Below are 16,025 nucleotides of genomic sequence, written 5' to 3' on the forward strand. Positions count from 1 at the left end.
TTTCAATTTTTCTACTAAAAAAAGACCACATAAGTGGTCTTTTTTCTTTTCATATTATAATTATGAAGCTCAATCCCAGCTCAACGCCCCACCAGTCTGATACTCAATAACCCGAGTCTCAAAGAAGTTCTTCTCTTTCTTCAAGTCCATAATTTCACTCATCCAAGGAAACGGATTCGTCGTCCCCGGATACTCTTCCTTCAGCCCAATCTGGCTCAAACGACGGTTAGCGATAAACTTCAGGTAATCCTCCATCATCGCAGCGTTCATGCCCAGCACGCCGCGGGGCATGGTGTCGCGGGCGTATTCGATTTCCAGCTGGGTGCCTTGCAGGATCATCTGCGTGGCTTCTTCTTTCATTTCGGCATCCCACAGGTGCGGGTTTTCGATTTTGATCTGGTTGATCACGTCGATGCCGAAGTTCAGGTGCATGGACTCGTCGCGCAGGATGTACTGGAACTGCTCGGCGACGCCGGTCATTTTGTTGCGGCGGCCCATGGAGAGGATCTGGGTGAAGCCGCAATAGAAGAAGATGCCTTCCAGTACGCAGTAGTAGGCGATCAGGTTGCGCAGCAGCTCTTTGTCGGTTTCGACGGTGCCGGTTTCGAACTTTGGATCGGAGATCGAACGGGTGTACTTCAGGCCCCAGGCTGCTTTTTTAGCGACCGATGGGATCTCGTGGTACATGTTGAAGATCTCGCCTTCATCCATGGCCAGCGATTCGATGCAGTACTGGTAGGCGTGGGTGTGGATTGCCTCTTCGAAGGCCTGGCGCAGGATGTACTGACGGCACTCCGGGTTGGTGATCAGGCGGTACACGGCCAGTACCAGGTTGTTGGCAACCAGCGAGTCGGCAGTGGAGAAGAAGCCCAGGTTGCGCATGACGATGCGGCGCTCGTCGTCGGTCAGGCCTTCCGGGTTTTTCCAGAGGGCGATGTCGGCGGTCATATTGACTTCTTGCGGCATCCAGTGGTTTGCGCAACCGTCCAGGTACTTCTGCCAGGCCCAGTCGTACTTGAAAGGTACGAGCTGGTTGAGGTCGGCGCGGCAGTTGATCATCATTTTTTCGTCAACGGCGACACGGGCGCTGGCGCCTTCGAGCTCGGCCAGGCCTTCAGCGACGTCCAGTGCGTCCAGCGCTTTCTTGGCGCGGATCAGGGCAGCGGAGTCAGCGGCGGTAACGGCGCGGGCTTCTTGTGCAGCCAGGCCACCGGCGCTGTCGAGGCGGTCCATGTTGGCTTCGTTGGCGTGACCGGCGTTGGTCGCTTTGGCGACTACTTCGCCGTCTTCTTTATCGAATTCGTCCCAGCTCAGCATGGTGTAATTCTCCTGCTTGAGGGTCAGTCGGGTGGACTGGCCTGTTGGATCTAGAGGGGGTGTTGCTTGCTTTTAAGGTGTTGCGCGCAAGGAACATGAATTTTTGGCTTTTTAGGCCTTTGGGTGAGGAGGAGGGTGGCAAGGGCATGTGTGTCCTTGCCGACCTCTTCGCGGACAAGTCCGCTCCTACAGGAGTCTACAAGTCAGCATTCGGCTTGTTGGCCTCTTTGCGGACAAGTCCGCTCCTACAGGTACAGCGTCAGGCTTGGTGGCCTCTCGCTCCCACAGGGTTGTGTTTATCCTGTGGGGCGAGGTGGGGTTGCCTTACTGGCAAGCCTCACAATCCGGCTCGTCGATTGCGCAAGCCTTTGGCACTGGGGCCGGGCCGGCCGGTGCTGCTTCGGTTGGACGCGGGGCGGTGATCGCCGAGTCGTCCGGGCCGTGGCCGCCGCTCGATACTGCGTTGAGCTTGCCGGTGTTGACGGTGGACTTCTCGGTGCTGGTCGCGGCCAGAGCACGGAGGTAGTAGGTGGTTTTCAGACCACGGTACCAGGCCATGCGGTAGGTCACGTCCAGCTTCTTGCCCGAAGCGCCAGCGATGTACAGGTTCAGCGACTGAGCCTGGTCGATCCACTTCTGACGACGGCTTGCCGCGTCGACGATCCACTTGGTGTCCACTTCGAAGGCAGTCGCGTAAAGCTCTTTGAGCTCCTGCGGGATGCGCTCGATCTGTTGTACCGAACCGTCGTAGTACTTCAGGTCGTTGATCATGACCGAGTCCCACAGGTCGCGGGCCTTGAGGTCGCGTACCAGGTACGGGTTGATCACGGTGAATTCACCGGACAGGTTCGATTTCACGTACAGGTTCTGATAGGTCGGTTCGATCGACTGCGACACGCCAGTGATGTTGGCGATGGTGGCGGTCGGTGCGATGGCCATGATGTTCGAGTTACGGATACCTTTCTGCACACGGGCACGAACCGGCGCCCAGTCCAGGGTTTCCTTCAGGTCGACATCGATGTACTTCTCGCCACGCTGCTCGATCAGGATCTGTTGCGAATCCAGCGGCAGGATGCCTTTGGACCACAGTGAACCCTGGAACGTCTCGTAAGCACCGCGCTCGTCGGCCAGGTCGCAGGACGCCTGGATGGCGTAGTAGCTGACCGCTTCCATGGAGGTGTCGGCGAACTGCACCGCAGCATCGGAACCGTACGGAATGTGTTGCAGGTACAGCGCGTCCTGGAAGCCCATGATGCCCAGGCCGACCGGACGGTGGCGCAGGTTGGAGTTCTTGGCCTGCGGCACGGAGTAGTAGTTGATGTCGATAACGTTATCGAGCATGCGTACCGCTACATCGACAGTGCGCTTGAGCTTGTCGGTGTCCAGCTTGCCGTCGACGATGTGGTTCGGCAGGTTGATCGAGCCCAGGTTGCAGACCGCGATCTCGTCCTTGTTGGTGTTCAGGGTGATCTCGGTGCACAGGTTCGAGCTGTGAACCACGCCCACATGCTGCTGCGGGCTGCGCAGGTTGCACGGGTCCTTGAAGGTCAGCCATGGGTGGCCGGTTTCGAACAGCATCGAGAGCATCTTGCGCCACAGATCCTTGGCCTGGATGGTCTTGAACAGTTTGATCTTGCCTGGGTATTCGGTCAGCGCTTCGTAGTACTCGTAACGCTCCTGGAAGGCCTTGCCGGTCAGGTCGTGCAGGTCCGGTACTTCGGATGGCGAGAACAGGGTCCACGGGCCGTCGTCGAAGACGCGCTTCATGAACAGGTCAGGGATCCAGTTGGCGGTGTTCATGTCGTGGGTACGACGACGATCATCACCGGTGTTCTTGCGCAGCTCGATGAACTCTTCGATGTCCATGTGCCAGGTTTCCAGGTAGGCACAGACAGCGCCCTTGCGCTTGCCGCCCTGGTTGACCGCAACGGCGGTGTCGTTGACCACTTTCAGGAACGGTACGACGCCTTGCGACTTGCCGTTGGTGCCCTTGATGTACGAGCCCAGCGCACGAACCGGCGTCCAGTCGTTGCCCAGGCCGCCTGCGAATTTGGACAGCATGGCGTTGTCGTGGATCGCGTGGTAGATGCCCGACAGGTCATCCGGCACGGTGGTCAGGTAGCAGCTGGACAGCTGTGGACGCAGGGTACCGGCGTTGAACAGCGTCGGGGTCGAGGACATGTAGTCGAACGACGACAGCAGGTTGTAGAACTCGATGGCGCGGTCTTCACGGGCTTTCTCTTCGATTGCCAGGCCCATGGCCACACGCATGAAGAAGATCTGCGGCAGTTCGAAACGCACGCCATCCTTGTGGATGAAGTAACGGTCGTACAGGGTTTGCAGGCCCAGGTAGGTGAACTGCTGATCGCGCTCGTGATTGATGGCCTTGCCGAGTTTTTCGAGGTCGAATTCGGCCAGTACAGGGTTGAGCAGTTCGAACTTGATACCGGTGGCGACGTAGGCAGGCAGCGCCTTGGCGTACAGGTCGGCCATTTCGTGGTGGGTGGCGCTGTCGGCGACACCGAGGAAACCCAGGCCTTCGGCGCGCAGGGTGTCCATCAGCAGGCGGGCGGTGACGAACGAGTAGTTCGGCTCACGCTCGACCAGGGTACGCGCGGTCATGACCAGTGCGGTGTTGACGTCTTTCAGCGCCACGCCGTCATACAGGTTTTTCAGGGTTTCGGTCTGGATCAGGTTGGCGTCGACTTCAGCCAGGCCTTCACACGCTTCGGTAACGATGGTGTTAAGGCGACCCATGTCCAGCGGCGCAAAGCTGCCGTCGGCGAGGGTGATGCGGATCGACGGGTGAGCCTGGACCTGATCTTCAGGGGTACGAACGGCACGCTCCTTGGCGCGCGAATCACGGTAGATGACGTAGTCGCGAGCCACTTTCTGCTCGCCGGCACGCATCAGCGCCAGTTCGACCTGATCCTGGATTTCTTCGATGTGGATGGTGCCGCCCGAAGGCATGCGCCGTTTGAACGTGGCGCTGACCTGTTCGGTCAGGCGTGCAACGGTGTCGTGGATGCGCGACGAGGCGGCAGCGTTGCCACCCTCAACTGCAAGAAACGCCTTGGTGATGGCAACGGTGATCTTGTCATCCGTGTAAGGAACGACAGTGCCGTTACGCTTGATCACGCGCAGTTGACCGGGAGCAGTGGCAGACAGGTCCTGTGGGGTCTGGCTGGCCTGCGGCGCGCCGGTCGGCGAGTTCTCGCGAGTTGTGTCTGTTTGCATGTGTGACTCCACGTTCCTTTAAGTTTGTTCGGGCATTGCTGCCCACCGTTTCGTTTCGAGCAGTAAGTCGCAAAAGGCGACTCAAGGGCTCCAAAACGAAGGTGGAAGCGGGAGGTGCAGCCGCTTCCAGGTTTTGAAGCCAAAAAGGACCGGGCTGTGCCCGATCCTTTGAAAATCTGATGAAGAATGCGTGTTCGATGTTGCAAAACGTGTACGGGATGGCTCTGGCTCAAGCGCGAGCGGTTTGGGTGCCTAAACCGGCTTGAAGTTCAACCCCTCAGACGCAACAAAAATGCTTGAATTTCCCATTTGAGTTGTGCTGGTGTTTTTGCGAAAAACCCCACATGTAGGGTGTGTCTCGTCGCCGGGCTACAAGATAATGCGTTTTGGACATGAATTGCAACGCACCGCCTGTGGATAAAGTGTGTGTAGTTTGTGTATGAATCGCACACCATGCGTGTAGGCCGCATAACTACTGGATCGTGACCGTTTGTCACCGATTTCTGTAGGTGCTGGCGACAGGTTGCTGATTTTTGAGGGCGCGAACCCTATCACAAAAAAACGCTGCTGCAAGACCTGTCTGGCATGTGATGTGCTAAGCCGCGCCGGGTGTCGTGCGAGGCGGGCGGCGGTTGCTACACTCGCCTGCGACGCGGTGCCGCAACCCTTGTTTTGAATAACAACAATGGGTCAACCACAACAAGGGGAGATTGCTTTGGAGCCACACACCTGGCATGTACTGATTGTCGAAGATGACCAGCGACTGGCCGAGCTGACCAGCGATTACCTGCACAACAACGGCCTGCGCGTAAGTATTGAGGGCAATGGCGCGCTGGCGACGGCGCGAATCATTGCCGAACAGCCGGATCTGGTGATTCTTGACCTGATGCTGCCCGGCGAGGACGGTTTCAGTATCTGTCGCTCGGTACGTGACCGTTACGACGGGCCGATTCTGATGCTCACCGCGCGCACCGATGACACCGATCATATTCAGGGGCTCGATACCGGGGCTGACGATTTCGTCTGCAAACCGGTGCATCCGCGCGTGCTGCTGGCGCGTATTCATGCCTTGCTGCGCCGCAGTGAAGCGCCGCAGGTGCCTGCTGCAGAGCTGCGGCGGTTGGTGTTTGGCCCGTTGGTGGTGGACAACGCCCTGCGCGAGGCCTGGCTGCGCGAGCAGAGCATCGAACTGACCGGCGCCGAATTCGACCTGCTGTGGCTGCTGGTGGCCAACGCCGGGCGCACGCTGTCCCGCGAGGAAATCTTCACTGCGCTGCGCGGTGTGGGTTATGACGGGCAGGATCGCTCTATCGACGTGCGTATCTCGCGCATCCGCCCGAAAATTGGCGACGACCCCATCCACCCGCGTCTGATCAAGACCGTGCGCAGCAAGGGCTATCTGTTTGTGCCCGAAGCGGCGCAGGACATGAGCGGCCACGTGTTCAGCGGATGACCTGATGAATTCGATCTTTCTGCGGATCTACGGCGGCATGCTCGGCGTACTGGTGCTGGTCGCGCTGCTTGGCGTGTTCGCCCTGCATGTGCTCAATCAGTCGCGCGGCGAGCAGTACCGCGAGCGTCTGGCTCACGGCACCTTTACGGTGATGGCCGATAACCTTGTGCCGCTCAACGACATCGAGCGCCGCCGCGCCCTGGCGATCTGGGAGCGCTTGCTGGGCATTCCCCTCAGCCTGCAAAGCATCGAGCAGGCTGGACTGGACAGCGGCGCGCGCGGTCGTCTGGCGCGTGGGCAGGTGGTGGTCGAGCAGATCGGCCCGCACGCCGCCAGGGTCTATCGTCAGTTGAGTGACAAGGAACCGCTGCTGCTGAACGGCGAGGTGCAGCAGATCACCGAGCAACTGGCGCGAGCCACTATTTACCTGCTGATCGACGAGCTGGTGCGCTTTCCGGTCGATGAGCAACCGGCACGCCTGCAAGCCCTGCGCATCGACAAGGGCTTTGGTTTCGACTTGCATCTACTGGCGCTGGACCAAGCTGACCTGGACGATGACCAGCGCCGCCGCATCTATGAAGGCGACACGGTGATGGCGCTGGGCAAGGGCGGCGACTCGATCCGCGTGCTGGCCGGAATCGTCGACACCAACTGGGTGCTGGAAATCGGCCCGCTGTATCAGATGAACCCCTATCCGCTGCACTGGCTGCTGGTGATCGCCTTGATGGGCCTGTGTTTTATCGGTCTGGTGGTGTACTTGCTGGTGCGGCGTCTGGAGCGACGCGTGCTGGAACTGGAAGCTGCGGCGACGCAGATCGCCCGGGGCAGCCTGCAAACCCGCGTGCCGACCGAGGGCTCCGACTCGGTGGGGCGTGTGGCGGCGGCGTTCAACAGCATGGCCGAGCACCTGCAGCGCTCGTTGATGATCCAGCGCGAGCTGGTGCGCGCTGTGTCTCACGAGCTACGCACGCCGGTTGCACGCTTGCGTTTCGGTCTGGAGATGGTCAGCGACGCCACCACTCCCGAGGCGCGGCGCAAATACATGCGCGGCATGGACAGCGATATTCAGGACCTCGACAAACTGGTCGATGAAATGCTCACTTACGCGCGCCTTGAGCAAGGCGCGCCGACCCTGAATTTCCAGCGTGTCGATCTGGATGCGCTGATCGATCAGGTGATCGCCGAACTGGCACCCTTGCGCGCCGATGTGCGGGTTTCACGGGGCGAATGTTTAACCTCTGAAGAGGGCGAAGCCGCCTGGGTCGAGGCAGAACCGCGTTATCTGCATCGTGCGGTACAGAACTTGGTGAGCAATGCGATGCGCCATGCGGAAAACGAGGTGCGTATCAGTTACCGACTGGAGGCGCAGCAGTGCCGTATTGATGTGGACGACGACGGTCCCGGCGTTCCGGAAGAGGCATGGGAGCAGATTTTCACGCCGTTCATGCGTATCGATGACAGCCGCACCCGAGCGTCAGGCGGGCATGGGCTGGGCCTGTCGATTGTGCGGCGGATCATCCATTGGCACGAAGGTCGCGCGCTGATTGGCCATAGTGGCAGCCTGGGTGGCGCGTGTTTCAGCCTGTCCTGGCCGCGTACGCAGGTGCCGCGTTGAGTGCTCAGCTGTTCAGTGGTCCGCTTGAGCGCTTCGGGCAGACGTTGCTGGCGGCAGATGATTCGCGCCCTGATTCGCGCCCTGTAGTGGCGTTGCCTGATCTGCTGCAAACCGAGCGGCTTGATCAGTTACTGCTGAGCATTTACGGGCCGCAGTTGATGCCCAGCCAATTGCCGGTGCTGGTGTCGCAGTGGGCCAAGTTTTACTTCATGCAGATTGTTCCGCCGGTGCTGGTTGCCAGTCTGGTGCATGGCTGGCATTGGCCGTTGGCGCTTGAGCAGGTCGCACTGGCAGTGGATAAACGTGGCCTGCCGAATGGTGTTCGGTTGGCGGGGGAGGGAGAGGCCTGGCGGGGCATTCCGGCTGATCCGTTTCAACGGTTTGCCGGGTTGCTTGATGACAATCTGCAGCCCTTTATTGCCGCATTGAGCGCCTATGGCGGGCTGCCCTGCGCGGTGTTGTGGAGCAGCGCCGGGGATTATCTGGAAGGCTGTCTTGTGCAACTGGCCACGTGCAGCACTGCGTCATTGGTGCCAGGGCTGGCGCTGTTGAGCGAGAGGAAAATGCCGGATGGGCGGGCCAATCCTCTGTTTCAGGCGGTGCGTTATGTTGCGCAGGCGCAGGGTGATGAACCGCGCAGGCAACGTCGTGTGTGTTGCCTGAGTCATCGTGTGGAGTGGGTCGGGCGTTGCGAACATTGTCCGCTGTCCGGCTGATCAGCCTTCGACTGCGACCAGACTCAACAGATGATCGCCCAGCACACTGAACTGGCCGTCGAGTTCCTTGTCTGCGTGCCACTCGCTGGACAGATCGATGAGCAGGCGCAAGCGGGCGTTGCCGTCGGCGGACCATTCAAGCAGTTGCGCGTCTTCAAAATAGAAGCGCTTTTGCACGATGGGATAGAGCGCCTTGAACAGCGCTTCCTTGATCGAAAAGGTCAGGGTCACGCGCAACGCGATCTGATCCTGCGGGCCTGCTGCCATGTCGGCCAGCTCGGCAGCCGTCAGAATTTCCCCGGCCAGTCGCGAGGCACGCTCATGGCTCAGCAGGTTTTCCGTGTCCAGCCCTAGTCCGCGCCATTGCCGCTTGTTCGCCACCACAGCGGCGGCCCAGCCGGTGCTGTGGGTGATCGAGCCACAGACATCAGCGGGCCAGACCGGCGCGCGGTCTTCACCCACAGCAGGAACATGCAGACGGCCATCCAGTTGGCGCATGGCTTCGCGGGCACAGAGCCGACCGGCGAGAAATTCGGCCTGACGCTTGGCGACTGAGCGCTGAATGCTCGCAGGCATCTGCACCGCACAGCGCTGAAAATCGCCGTCGACAAGCTTGAGCGGATCGAACCGCCCACTGACCAGCATCGCGCCTGGCAAGGCTTGTGGCAACGGCCAATGCCGGATCAGTTCCGGGCAGCAGATGGAGAGGTCGGATAGTCGAGTCATGGGCGGCATTTTGCCGGGGGAATGGGTTGGAGGGAAGGGCACTGGTAACATCTGCGTCCTCTTGACGACGCAGAGCGTCGAGACATGCATTCCCACGCTGGAGCGTGCGGAATGATCGTAACTATCGTGCGTCGCTCCGCGTCGCATGCCTTTCCGGACGCTCTGCGTCCTCTTGCGACGCAGAGCGTCGAGAACTGCATTCCCACGCTGGAGCGTGAGGAACGATCATCGCAACTATCGTGCGTTGCTCCGCGTCGCATGCCGTTCCGGACGCTCCGCGTCCTTTTGGCGACGCAGAGCGTCGCGACCTGCATTACCACGCTGGAGCGTGGGAACGAGAATCTCAACTATCGTGCGTCGCTCTGCGTCGCATGCCGTTCCGGACGCTCCGCGTCCTCTTGACGACGCTGGGCGTCGCGACCTGTATTACCACGCTGGAGCGTGGGAACGAGAATCCAACTATCGTGCGACGCTCTGCGTCGCATGCCGTTCCGGACGCTCCGCGTCCTCTTGACGACGCTGGGCGTCGCGACCTGTATTACCACGCTGGAGCGTGGGAACGAGAATCCAACTATCGTGCGACGCTCTGCGTCGCATGCCGTTCCGGACGCTCCGCGTCCTCTTGACGACGCTGGGCGTCGCGACCTGTATTACCACGCTGGAGCGTGGGAACGAGAATCCCACTATCGTGCGTCGCTCCGCGTCGCATGCGTTTCCGGACGCTCCGCGTCCTCTTGACGACGCAGAGCGTCGAGATCTGCATTCCCACGCTGGAGCGTGCGGAACGAGAATCCAACTATCGTGCGACGCTCCGCGTCGCATGCCGTTCCGGACGCTCCGCGTCCTCTTGGCGACGCAGAGCGTCGCGACCTGCATTCCCACGCTGGAGCGTGGGAACGAGAATCTCAACTATCGTGCGTCGCTCCGCGTCGAATGCCGTTCTGGACGCTCTGCGTCCTCTTTGCCAGGTAGAGCAAAAAGCAGGTCACACTTTCATCATTTCCACCCACTCAGTCGGGATGTACCGTTCGGGCCTCTGATGATTCAAGGACGAACTCATGGGCCGAAGCCGGTACACCATCACCGAACGTGAAAAACCCCACTTTCTGACCTGTACGGTGGTGGAGTGGTTGCCGCTTTTTACCCGGCCTGCTCTGGTGGACGTTCTGTTGAACGCATGGCGCTATCAACAGGCTCATCAAGGACTGCAGCTCTTCGGGTATGTCGTCCTGGAAAACCATCTGCACTTCGTGGCTCAAGCCCCCGAGCTAGATAAATGTGTGAATAGTTTCAAGTCTTTCACTGCCCGGCAGATAATCCACGTCCTCGAGAAAGCGAATGCCCAGAGCGCGCTTCAGCGTCTGCGCTTTGTCAAACCCATGCACAAGACCGACAGGGTTTATCAGGTCTGGCAGGAAGGGGCTCATGCGGAGCTTGTGTGGAATGAAGCGGTGATGCGTCAGAAGCTCGATTACATTCACCACAACCCGGTAAAGAGGGGTTATGTGGATGTCGGTGAGCACTGGAGATACTCCAGCGCTCGCGATTATGAGGGGCAGCGCGGTTTGATCGATATTCAGCGCTGGTATTAGCGAATTGATGCGACGCAGAGTGTGCGGAACGAGAATCCAGCTATCGTGCGTCGCTCTGCGTCGCATGCCTTTCCGGACGCTCCGCGTCCTCTTGACGACGCAGAGCGTCGAGACCTGCATTCCCACGCTGGAGCGTGGGAACGATGATCGCAACTATCGTGCGACGCTCCGTGCAGAAGGAGCATCTGCTACTCAACCAAATATCTTCTTGAAGAACACCTGCATGTCTGACCAGGAGCGCTCATCGGCAGCCTTGTCGTAGCCGATGTCCGGGCCGCCGTGGTCGCCGTGGCTCAGGCGGTCGGCGTCGGGGTTGGTGAAGCCGTGTTTGGCACCGTCGATGCTGACGAATTTGTAGTCTGCCTTGGCGTCGTCCATTTCCTTTTTGAACGCCGCAACGTTTTCAGCGGTGACCATGCTGTCCTTGGCGCCGTGCTCGACCAGCATTGGCACCTTGATACCCGGTTTCGCCGGGGTGTTGGTGACCAGTGCGCCGTGGAAGCTCACTACGCCCAGCAACGGTTCGCCGCGCCGCGCCGCGTCCAGCACGATCTTGCCGCCGAAGCAGTAACCGATCGCTGCAATTTTTTTCGGGTCGGTCTGAGGTTGCTTCTTCAATTGCTCCAGCCCGGCATCAAAGCGCTTGTCAGCCGCATCACTGTCCTTGAGCGCAGCCTGCATGAACGCCATCGCGTCCTTCGGGTGCTCGGTGTTCTTGCCTTCGCCGTACATGTCGATAGCCATGGCGCTATAGCCCAGTGCAGCCAGGTCGCGGGCGCGGCGCTTGGCGTAGTCGTTCAGGCCCCACCACTCGTGAACCACCAGAACACCGGGACGTGGACCTTTTACCGCGTCGTCGTAAGCGTAGTAACCCACCAGTTTGGTTCCGTCGGCACTTTTGTAATCGATCTGCTCGGTCTTGATCGCTGCCTGAGCGAGTCCGGTCAGGCCCATCATGATCATTGCAATCCACACACGCATGGTCAGCTCCTTTTGATAGTTTGAGGTCGCAAACAACCATAGCCGATTCCGCTGCATCCGGTGTAGATGACTGTTCAGCGCCGGTTCATGGCGTGTTCAGTCGGGGTTCAGCCCGGCGCGATTACTGTTGGGCCGTACCTTGACAGCGTCCCCGAGCGCAAAAGGAGTCGATATGTTGAATCTCAACAAGTTTTTCCTGGCCTTGGCTTTTCTGGGTGGCAGCGCCGCAGCGCAGGCGGGCGATGGTCGGCTTGACGTGGCTCGTATCGAGTTCGGCAAGACCAGCGAAAGGCTTGATGACGCCAACAGCTGGGGGCATGCGCTCGGGGAACAGGCACATACCAATGTTTCTGTGGGCACACTTTATTCACCGCCGGTTTACGGCACCCTGACAGGGACTCACAATGGTGTGCCTGTCAGCCGCGAAATCCTGCTGGGCAGCTATGATGTGACACAACACGTGCCCGTCAGCGCCCGCCTGTTGAGTACTGATGCGACGATGTCGTTTCATTCTTTGTCTTGAGGCTGCGATTGTGCCTGGGAGAGCTGCATGAAGTTGTTGGTAGTTGAGGATGAAGCGCTGCTGCGCCATCACTTGCGAACCCGTCTGACCGAAGCGGGACATGTGGTGGAAGCGGTGGCCAACGCTGAGGAAGCGTTGTATCAGGTCACGCAATTCAATCACGACCTGGCCGTGATCGATCTGGGCTTGCCGGGCATCGGTGGGCTGGACCTGATTCGGCAGTTGCGCACCGTGGGCAAGGCGTTTCCGATTCTGATCCTGACCGCGCGCGGCAATTGGCAGGACAAGGTCGAAGGGCTGGCGGCCGGCGCTGACGACTACGTGGTCAAACCCTTCCAGTTCGAAGAACTGGAAGCGCGGCTCAACGCCTTGTTGCGGCGTTCCAGCGGCTTCATTCAGTCCACCATCACGGCTGGCCCGCTGCTGCTGGACCTCAATCGCAAGCACGCCGCGCTGGCTGAACAACCGCTGGCGCTGACCGCCTACGAATACCGCATCCTCGAATACCTGATGCTCCATCACCAGCAAGTGGTGCCCAAAGAGCGCCTGATGGAGCAGCTGTATCCTGATGACGACGAGCGCGACCCAAACGTGATCGAAGTGCTGGTCGGCCGCCTGCGTCGCAAGCTGGACAGCAACGTGGCGTTCAAACCTATCGAAACCGTGCGCGGCATGGGCTACCTGTTCAATGAGCGCTGTACGTGATTCGTTCGCTTCGCCTGCGCCTGATGCTGGGCGCCGCCACGCTGGCGGTGATCTTCATGCTGCTGATGCTGCCTGCTTTGCAGGGGGCGTTCAGCCTGGCGCTGCGCGGGGCGATAGAGCAACGCCTGGCTTCCGACGTGACCACCATGATTTCGGCGGCGCGCGTCGAAGACGGTCATCTATTGATGCCGTCCGTGCTGCCGGGCGAACAGTTCAACCTGCCGGGCAGCCGCCTGCTGGGCTACATCTATAACCGCCAGGGGCAGATGGTCTGGCGCTCACTGTCCACCGAAGGCGAGAACATCGACTACCGCCCGCAGTATGACGGGCAGGGCAGCGAGTTCACCAAGATCAAGGAAATCAATGGCGATGAGTATTTCGTCTATGACGTCGAGATCCGGCTGCTCGGCGGGCGCAATGCCGCGTTCAGTATCGTCGCCGTGCAGCCCTTGCGCGGCTATCAGGAAACCATCGACGGTTTGCGCCGCAAGCTCTATCTGGGCTTTGGCGCAGCACTGGCGGTGCTGCTCGGGTTGCTGTGGATGGGCCTGACCTGGGGGTTGCGTGCCTTGCGCGGCTTGAGCCAGGAACTGGATCAGGTGGAAGCCGGCGTGCGCGACAGCCTGAGCGAGGAGCATCCCAGCGAACTGCTGCGTCTGACCGACTCGCTCAACCGCCTGCTGCGCAGCGAACGTGAACAGCGGATTCGTTACCGTGATTCGCTGGATGACCTGGCCCACAGCCTGAAAACACCGCTGGCGGTCTTGCAGGGGGTCAGCGAAAACATCGCCAAGCGCCCCGAAGATGTCGAGCAGGCGTGGGTGCTGCAGTCACAGATCGAGCGCATGAGCCAACAGATTGGCTATCAACTGCAACGGGCCAGCCTGCGCAAGAGCGGTCTGGTGCGCCATCACGTCATGCTGCGGCCTGTGGTCGAAAGCCTGTGCAACACACTCGACAAGGTGTATCGCGACAAACAGGTCAAGGCCACGCTGGACCTGCCGGAGCATTGTCAGGTGCACATGGAAGAGGGCGCGTTGCTGGAAATGCTCGGCAACCTGCTGGAAAACGCCTATCGGCTATGCCTCAGCGAAGTACGCGTGAGCTTTACCCGCTCAGCGGACGGCGATGAACTGTGCGTCGAAGACGACGGCCCCGGCGTTCCGCAAAGCCAGCGCGCGCGCATTCTCGAGCGTGGCGAACGCCTGGACCGCCAGAACCCTGGGCAAGGCATTGGTCTGGCGGTGGTCAAGGACATCATCGAAAGCTACGGCGCACAACTGACCCTGGGCGATTCCCCGCTGGGCGGCGCGGCGTTCAGGATTCATTTTCTGGCGCAGTAAGGGTGTGTTCACCCCAGTTTCAAGAGCGTCCAGAACGGCATGCCAACGCGGAGCATTGGCACGATAGTGTTATCACACCTGTCGTTCCTCACGCTCCAGCGTCGGAATGCCGTGCGTGACGCTCTGCGTCACACCTCTGCGCGTCACCGAGCACTCCTGTCACCACGGAAAGACGGCGGATACCCGCCACTGTGTGCCCATTTTTCCCACCATACGGCGGAAAACCGCCACGTCTTTTTCGGTTTGCGTCTACCGTTACCCGTCTGCGCCTTGTAATGCGGGGTTTTGATGGCTATTTGATTCTATGGCACGCCTATTGCTATCTACATGGCAGAGGCCTGCCTTGCGCAGCTCGACAAAACAAATCCCTCCAGTGCAGGAGGGTTAGCGCTTTATAGGCTCGCGTGCATCAGGTGAAGATGCCGACGACGCCCTTGAGGAAAACTGCAATGACGACTCGTCAGCCCATCTACAAATCCCTCTATTTTCAGGTAATCGTTGCGATTGTCATCGGTATCCTGATCGGTCACTTCTACCCGGACACTGGCAAGGCTCTAAAGCCGCTGGGTGACGGGTTTATCAAACTGATCAAGATGGTTATCGCGCCGATCATCTTCTGTACCGTCGTCAGCGGCATCGCCGGCATGCAGAACATGAAGTCGGTCGGCAAGACCGGTGGTTATGCGCTGCTGTACTTCGAGATCGTTTCGACCATCGCTCTGCTGATCGGTCTGATCGTGGTCAACGTGGTTCAGCCGGGTGCCGGCATGAACATCGACGTCAGCACGCTCGACGCTTCCAAGATCGCGGCTTATGTGACTGCCGGTCAGGATCAGAGCATTGTCGGCTTCATCCTCAACGTGATTCCGAACACCATCGTCGGCGCGTTTGCCAACGGCGATATCCTGCAAGTCCTGATGTTCTCGGTGATCTTCGGCTTCGCCCTGCATCGTCTGGGTTCGTACGGCAAGCCGGTTCTGGACTTCATCGATCGCTTCGCCCACGTGATGTTCAACATCATCAACATGATCATGAAGCTGGCACCCATCGGTGCGTTCGGTGCCATGGCCTTCACCATCGGTGCCTACGGCGTAAGCTCGCTGGTGCAGTTGGGTCAGTTGATGATCTGCTTCTACATCACCTGCGCGCTGTTCGTGGTGCTGGTGCTGGGTGCCATCTGCCGCGCTCACGGTTTCAGCATCTTCAAGCTGGTTCGCTACATCCGTGAAGAGCTGTTGATCGTACTGGGTACTTCCTCGTCGGAATCGGCCCTGCCACGCATGCTGATCAAGATGGAGCGTCTGGGCGCCAAAAAATCTGTCGTGGGTCTGGTTATCCCGACGGGTTACTCGTTCAACCTCGACGGTACGTCTATCTACCTGACCATGGCTGCCGTGTTCATCGCTCAGGCGACCAACACGCACATGGACATCACCCACCAGATCACTTTGTTGCTGGTGTTGCTGCTGTCGTCCAAGGGTGCTGCAGGCGTAACCGGTAGCGGCTTCATCGTTCTGGCTGCAACCCTGTCGGCTGTCGGCCACCTGCCGGTTGCCGGTCTGGCGCTGATTCTGGGTATCGACCGCTTCATGTCCGAAGCCCGCGCCCTGACCAACCTGGTCGGTAACGCTGTTGCCACCGTTGTGGTTGCCAAGTGGGTCGGCGAGCTGGACACCGACAAGCTGCAATCCGAGCTGGCTTCCGGTGGCAGTGCCATCCTGGAAACCCGTCCTGAAGACGACCTCGGCGTTGCCGAAGGCCCGACTCCGGCCAATGCGGTGAATACCACCAAAACCGTCTGATTAACCGTCAGGCCA

At 59.7% G+C, this 16,025-nt stretch carries 12 protein-coding genes; 8 read left to right on the forward strand and 4 right to left on the reverse strand.

The features are described from left to right. Positions 1 to 69: 69 nt before the first annotated feature. Together RYA97_RS01085 and RYA97_RS01090 are read right to left on the reverse strand one after the other, a co-directional pair. Positions 70 to 1,317, reverse strand: a complete 1,248-nt coding sequence (locus RYA97_RS01085) for a ribonucleotide-diphosphate reductase subunit beta (RefSeq protein ID WP_002554639.1) — start codon at positions 1,315 to 1,317, stop codon at positions 70 to 72. Positions 1,318 to 1,641: 324 nt separating this feature from the next. Beyond that, entirely contained in the window at positions 1,642 to 4,554 is a 2,913-nt protein-coding gene (locus tag RYA97_RS01090) for a ribonucleoside-diphosphate reductase subunit alpha (RefSeq protein WP_005779619.1), read from the reverse strand. 685 nt (positions 4,555 to 5,239) lie between these two features. Here RYA97_RS01090 and RYA97_RS01095 point away from each other — a divergent pair. Genes RYA97_RS01095 through fhuF form a run of 3 tightly spaced genes read left to right on the forward strand, consistent with a single transcriptional unit; the run spans position 5,240 to position 8,338 of the window. Further along, positions 5,240 to 6,007 carry a response regulator gene (locus tag RYA97_RS01095; RefSeq protein WP_373561871.1) on the forward strand — a complete coding sequence of 256 codons (768 nt, stop codon included), beginning with the start codon at positions 5,240 to 5,242 and terminating at the stop codon, positions 6,005 to 6,007. 4 nt (positions 6,008 to 6,011) lie between these two features. After that, positions 6,012 to 7,622: an ATP-binding protein gene (locus RYA97_RS01100; RefSeq protein WP_005779622.1), complete on the forward strand. Its 1,611-nt coding sequence runs from the start codon at positions 6,012 to 6,014 to the stop codon at positions 7,620 to 7,622. Next, a complete protein-coding gene (gene fhuF, locus RYA97_RS01105; RefSeq protein WP_005779624.1) occupies positions 7,580 to 8,338 on the forward strand; it encodes a siderophore-iron reductase FhuF in 759 nt (252 codons plus the stop codon). The genes RYA97_RS01100 and fhuF overlap by 43 nt, the downstream gene beginning before the upstream one ends. Here fhuF and RYA97_RS01110 read toward each other — a convergent pair whose 3' ends face one another. Beyond that, a complete protein-coding gene (locus RYA97_RS01110) occupies positions 8,339 to 9,064 on the reverse strand; it encodes a 4'-phosphopantetheinyl transferase (RefSeq protein WP_198287304.1) in 726 nt (241 codons plus the stop codon). Between the two features lie 1,058 nt (positions 9,065 to 10,122). Between RYA97_RS01110 and RYA97_RS01115 the strand changes: the two genes are divergently transcribed. Beyond that, positions 10,123 to 10,656 carry an REP-associated tyrosine transposase gene (locus RYA97_RS01115; RefSeq protein ID WP_316891737.1) on the forward strand — a complete coding sequence of 178 codons (534 nt, stop codon included), beginning with the start codon at positions 10,123 to 10,125 and terminating at the stop codon, positions 10,654 to 10,656. Positions 10,657 to 10,848: 192 nt separating this feature from the next. Here the strand turns inward: RYA97_RS01115 and RYA97_RS01120 are convergent, their stop codons facing one another. After that, positions 10,849 to 11,637, reverse strand: coding sequence for a dienelactone hydrolase family protein (locus RYA97_RS01120; protein ID WP_005779627.1), 789 nt, complete (start codon positions 11,635 to 11,637; stop codon positions 10,849 to 10,851). Positions 11,638 to 11,809: 172 nt separating this feature from the next. On the opposite strand from RYA97_RS01120, the gene RYA97_RS01125 reads away from it, so the two are divergent. The 4 genes from RYA97_RS01125 to RYA97_RS01140 all read left to right on the forward strand — a co-directional run bounded on the left by RYA97_RS01125 (position 11,810) and on the right by RYA97_RS01140 (position 16,010). Beyond that, positions 11,810 to 12,160, forward strand: coding sequence for a hypothetical protein (locus tag RYA97_RS01125; protein WP_002554630.1), 351 nt, complete (start codon positions 11,810 to 11,812; stop codon positions 12,158 to 12,160). 27 nt (positions 12,161 to 12,187) lie between these two features. Continuing rightward, complete coding sequence (locus RYA97_RS01130; RefSeq protein WP_002554629.1) at positions 12,188 to 12,865, forward strand: response regulator; 678 nt, start codon at positions 12,188 to 12,190, stop codon at positions 12,863 to 12,865. Beyond that, positions 12,862 to 14,208: an ATP-binding protein gene (locus tag RYA97_RS01135; protein ID WP_004665996.1), complete on the forward strand. Its 1,347-nt coding sequence runs from the start codon at positions 12,862 to 12,864 to the stop codon at positions 14,206 to 14,208. The genes RYA97_RS01130 and RYA97_RS01135 overlap by 4 nt, the downstream gene beginning before the upstream one ends. A 449-nt stretch (positions 14,209 to 14,657) precedes the next feature. Beyond that, a complete protein-coding gene (locus RYA97_RS01140) occupies positions 14,658 to 16,010 on the forward strand; it encodes a dicarboxylate/amino acid:cation symporter (RefSeq protein ID WP_004657180.1) in 1,353 nt (450 codons plus the stop codon). The last annotated feature ends 15 nt before the right edge of the window (positions 16,011 to 16,025 follow it).

Source organism: Pseudomonas syringae group sp. 26L6 (assembly GCF_032587815.1).
Classification (GTDB): Bacteria; Pseudomonadota; Gammaproteobacteria; order Pseudomonadales; family Pseudomonadaceae; genus Aquipseudomonas; species Aquipseudomonas amygdali.

Excerpts from the sequence above, each read along its gene's own strand:
- RYA97_RS01095 (WP_373561871.1), top strand. The coding sequence starts at position 5,240 with ATGGGTCAACCACAACAAGGGGAGATTGCTTTGGAGCCACACACCTGG.
- RYA97_RS01115 (WP_316891737.1), top strand. The coding sequence starts at position 10,123 with ATGGGCCGAAGCCGGTACACCATCACCGAACGTGAAAAACCCCACTTT.
- RYA97_RS01085 (WP_002554639.1), bottom strand. The coding sequence starts at position 1,317 with ATGCTGAGCTGGGACGAATTCGATAAAGAAGACGGCGAAGTAGTCGCC.
- RYA97_RS01090 (WP_005779619.1), bottom strand. The coding sequence starts at position 4,554 with ATGCAAACAGACACAACTCGCGAGAACTCGCCGACCGGCGCGCCGCAG.
- RYA97_RS01110 (WP_198287304.1), bottom strand. The coding sequence starts at position 9,064 with ATGACTCGACTATCCGACCTCTCCATCTGCTGCCCGGAACTGATCCGG.
- RYA97_RS01130 (WP_002554629.1), top strand. The coding sequence starts at position 12,188 with ATGAAGTTGTTGGTAGTTGAGGATGAAGCGCTGCTGCGCCATCACTTG.
- RYA97_RS01120 (WP_005779627.1), bottom strand. The coding sequence starts at position 11,637 with ATGCGTGTGTGGATTGCAATGATCATGATGGGCCTGACCGGACTCGCT.
- RYA97_RS01125 (WP_002554630.1), top strand. The coding sequence starts at position 11,810 with ATGTTGAATCTCAACAAGTTTTTCCTGGCCTTGGCTTTTCTGGGTGGC.
- RYA97_RS01100 (WP_005779622.1), top strand. The coding sequence starts at position 6,012 with ATGAATTCGATCTTTCTGCGGATCTACGGCGGCATGCTCGGCGTACTG.
- RYA97_RS01140 (WP_004657180.1), top strand. The coding sequence starts at position 14,658 with ATGACGACTCGTCAGCCCATCTACAAATCCCTCTATTTTCAGGTAATC.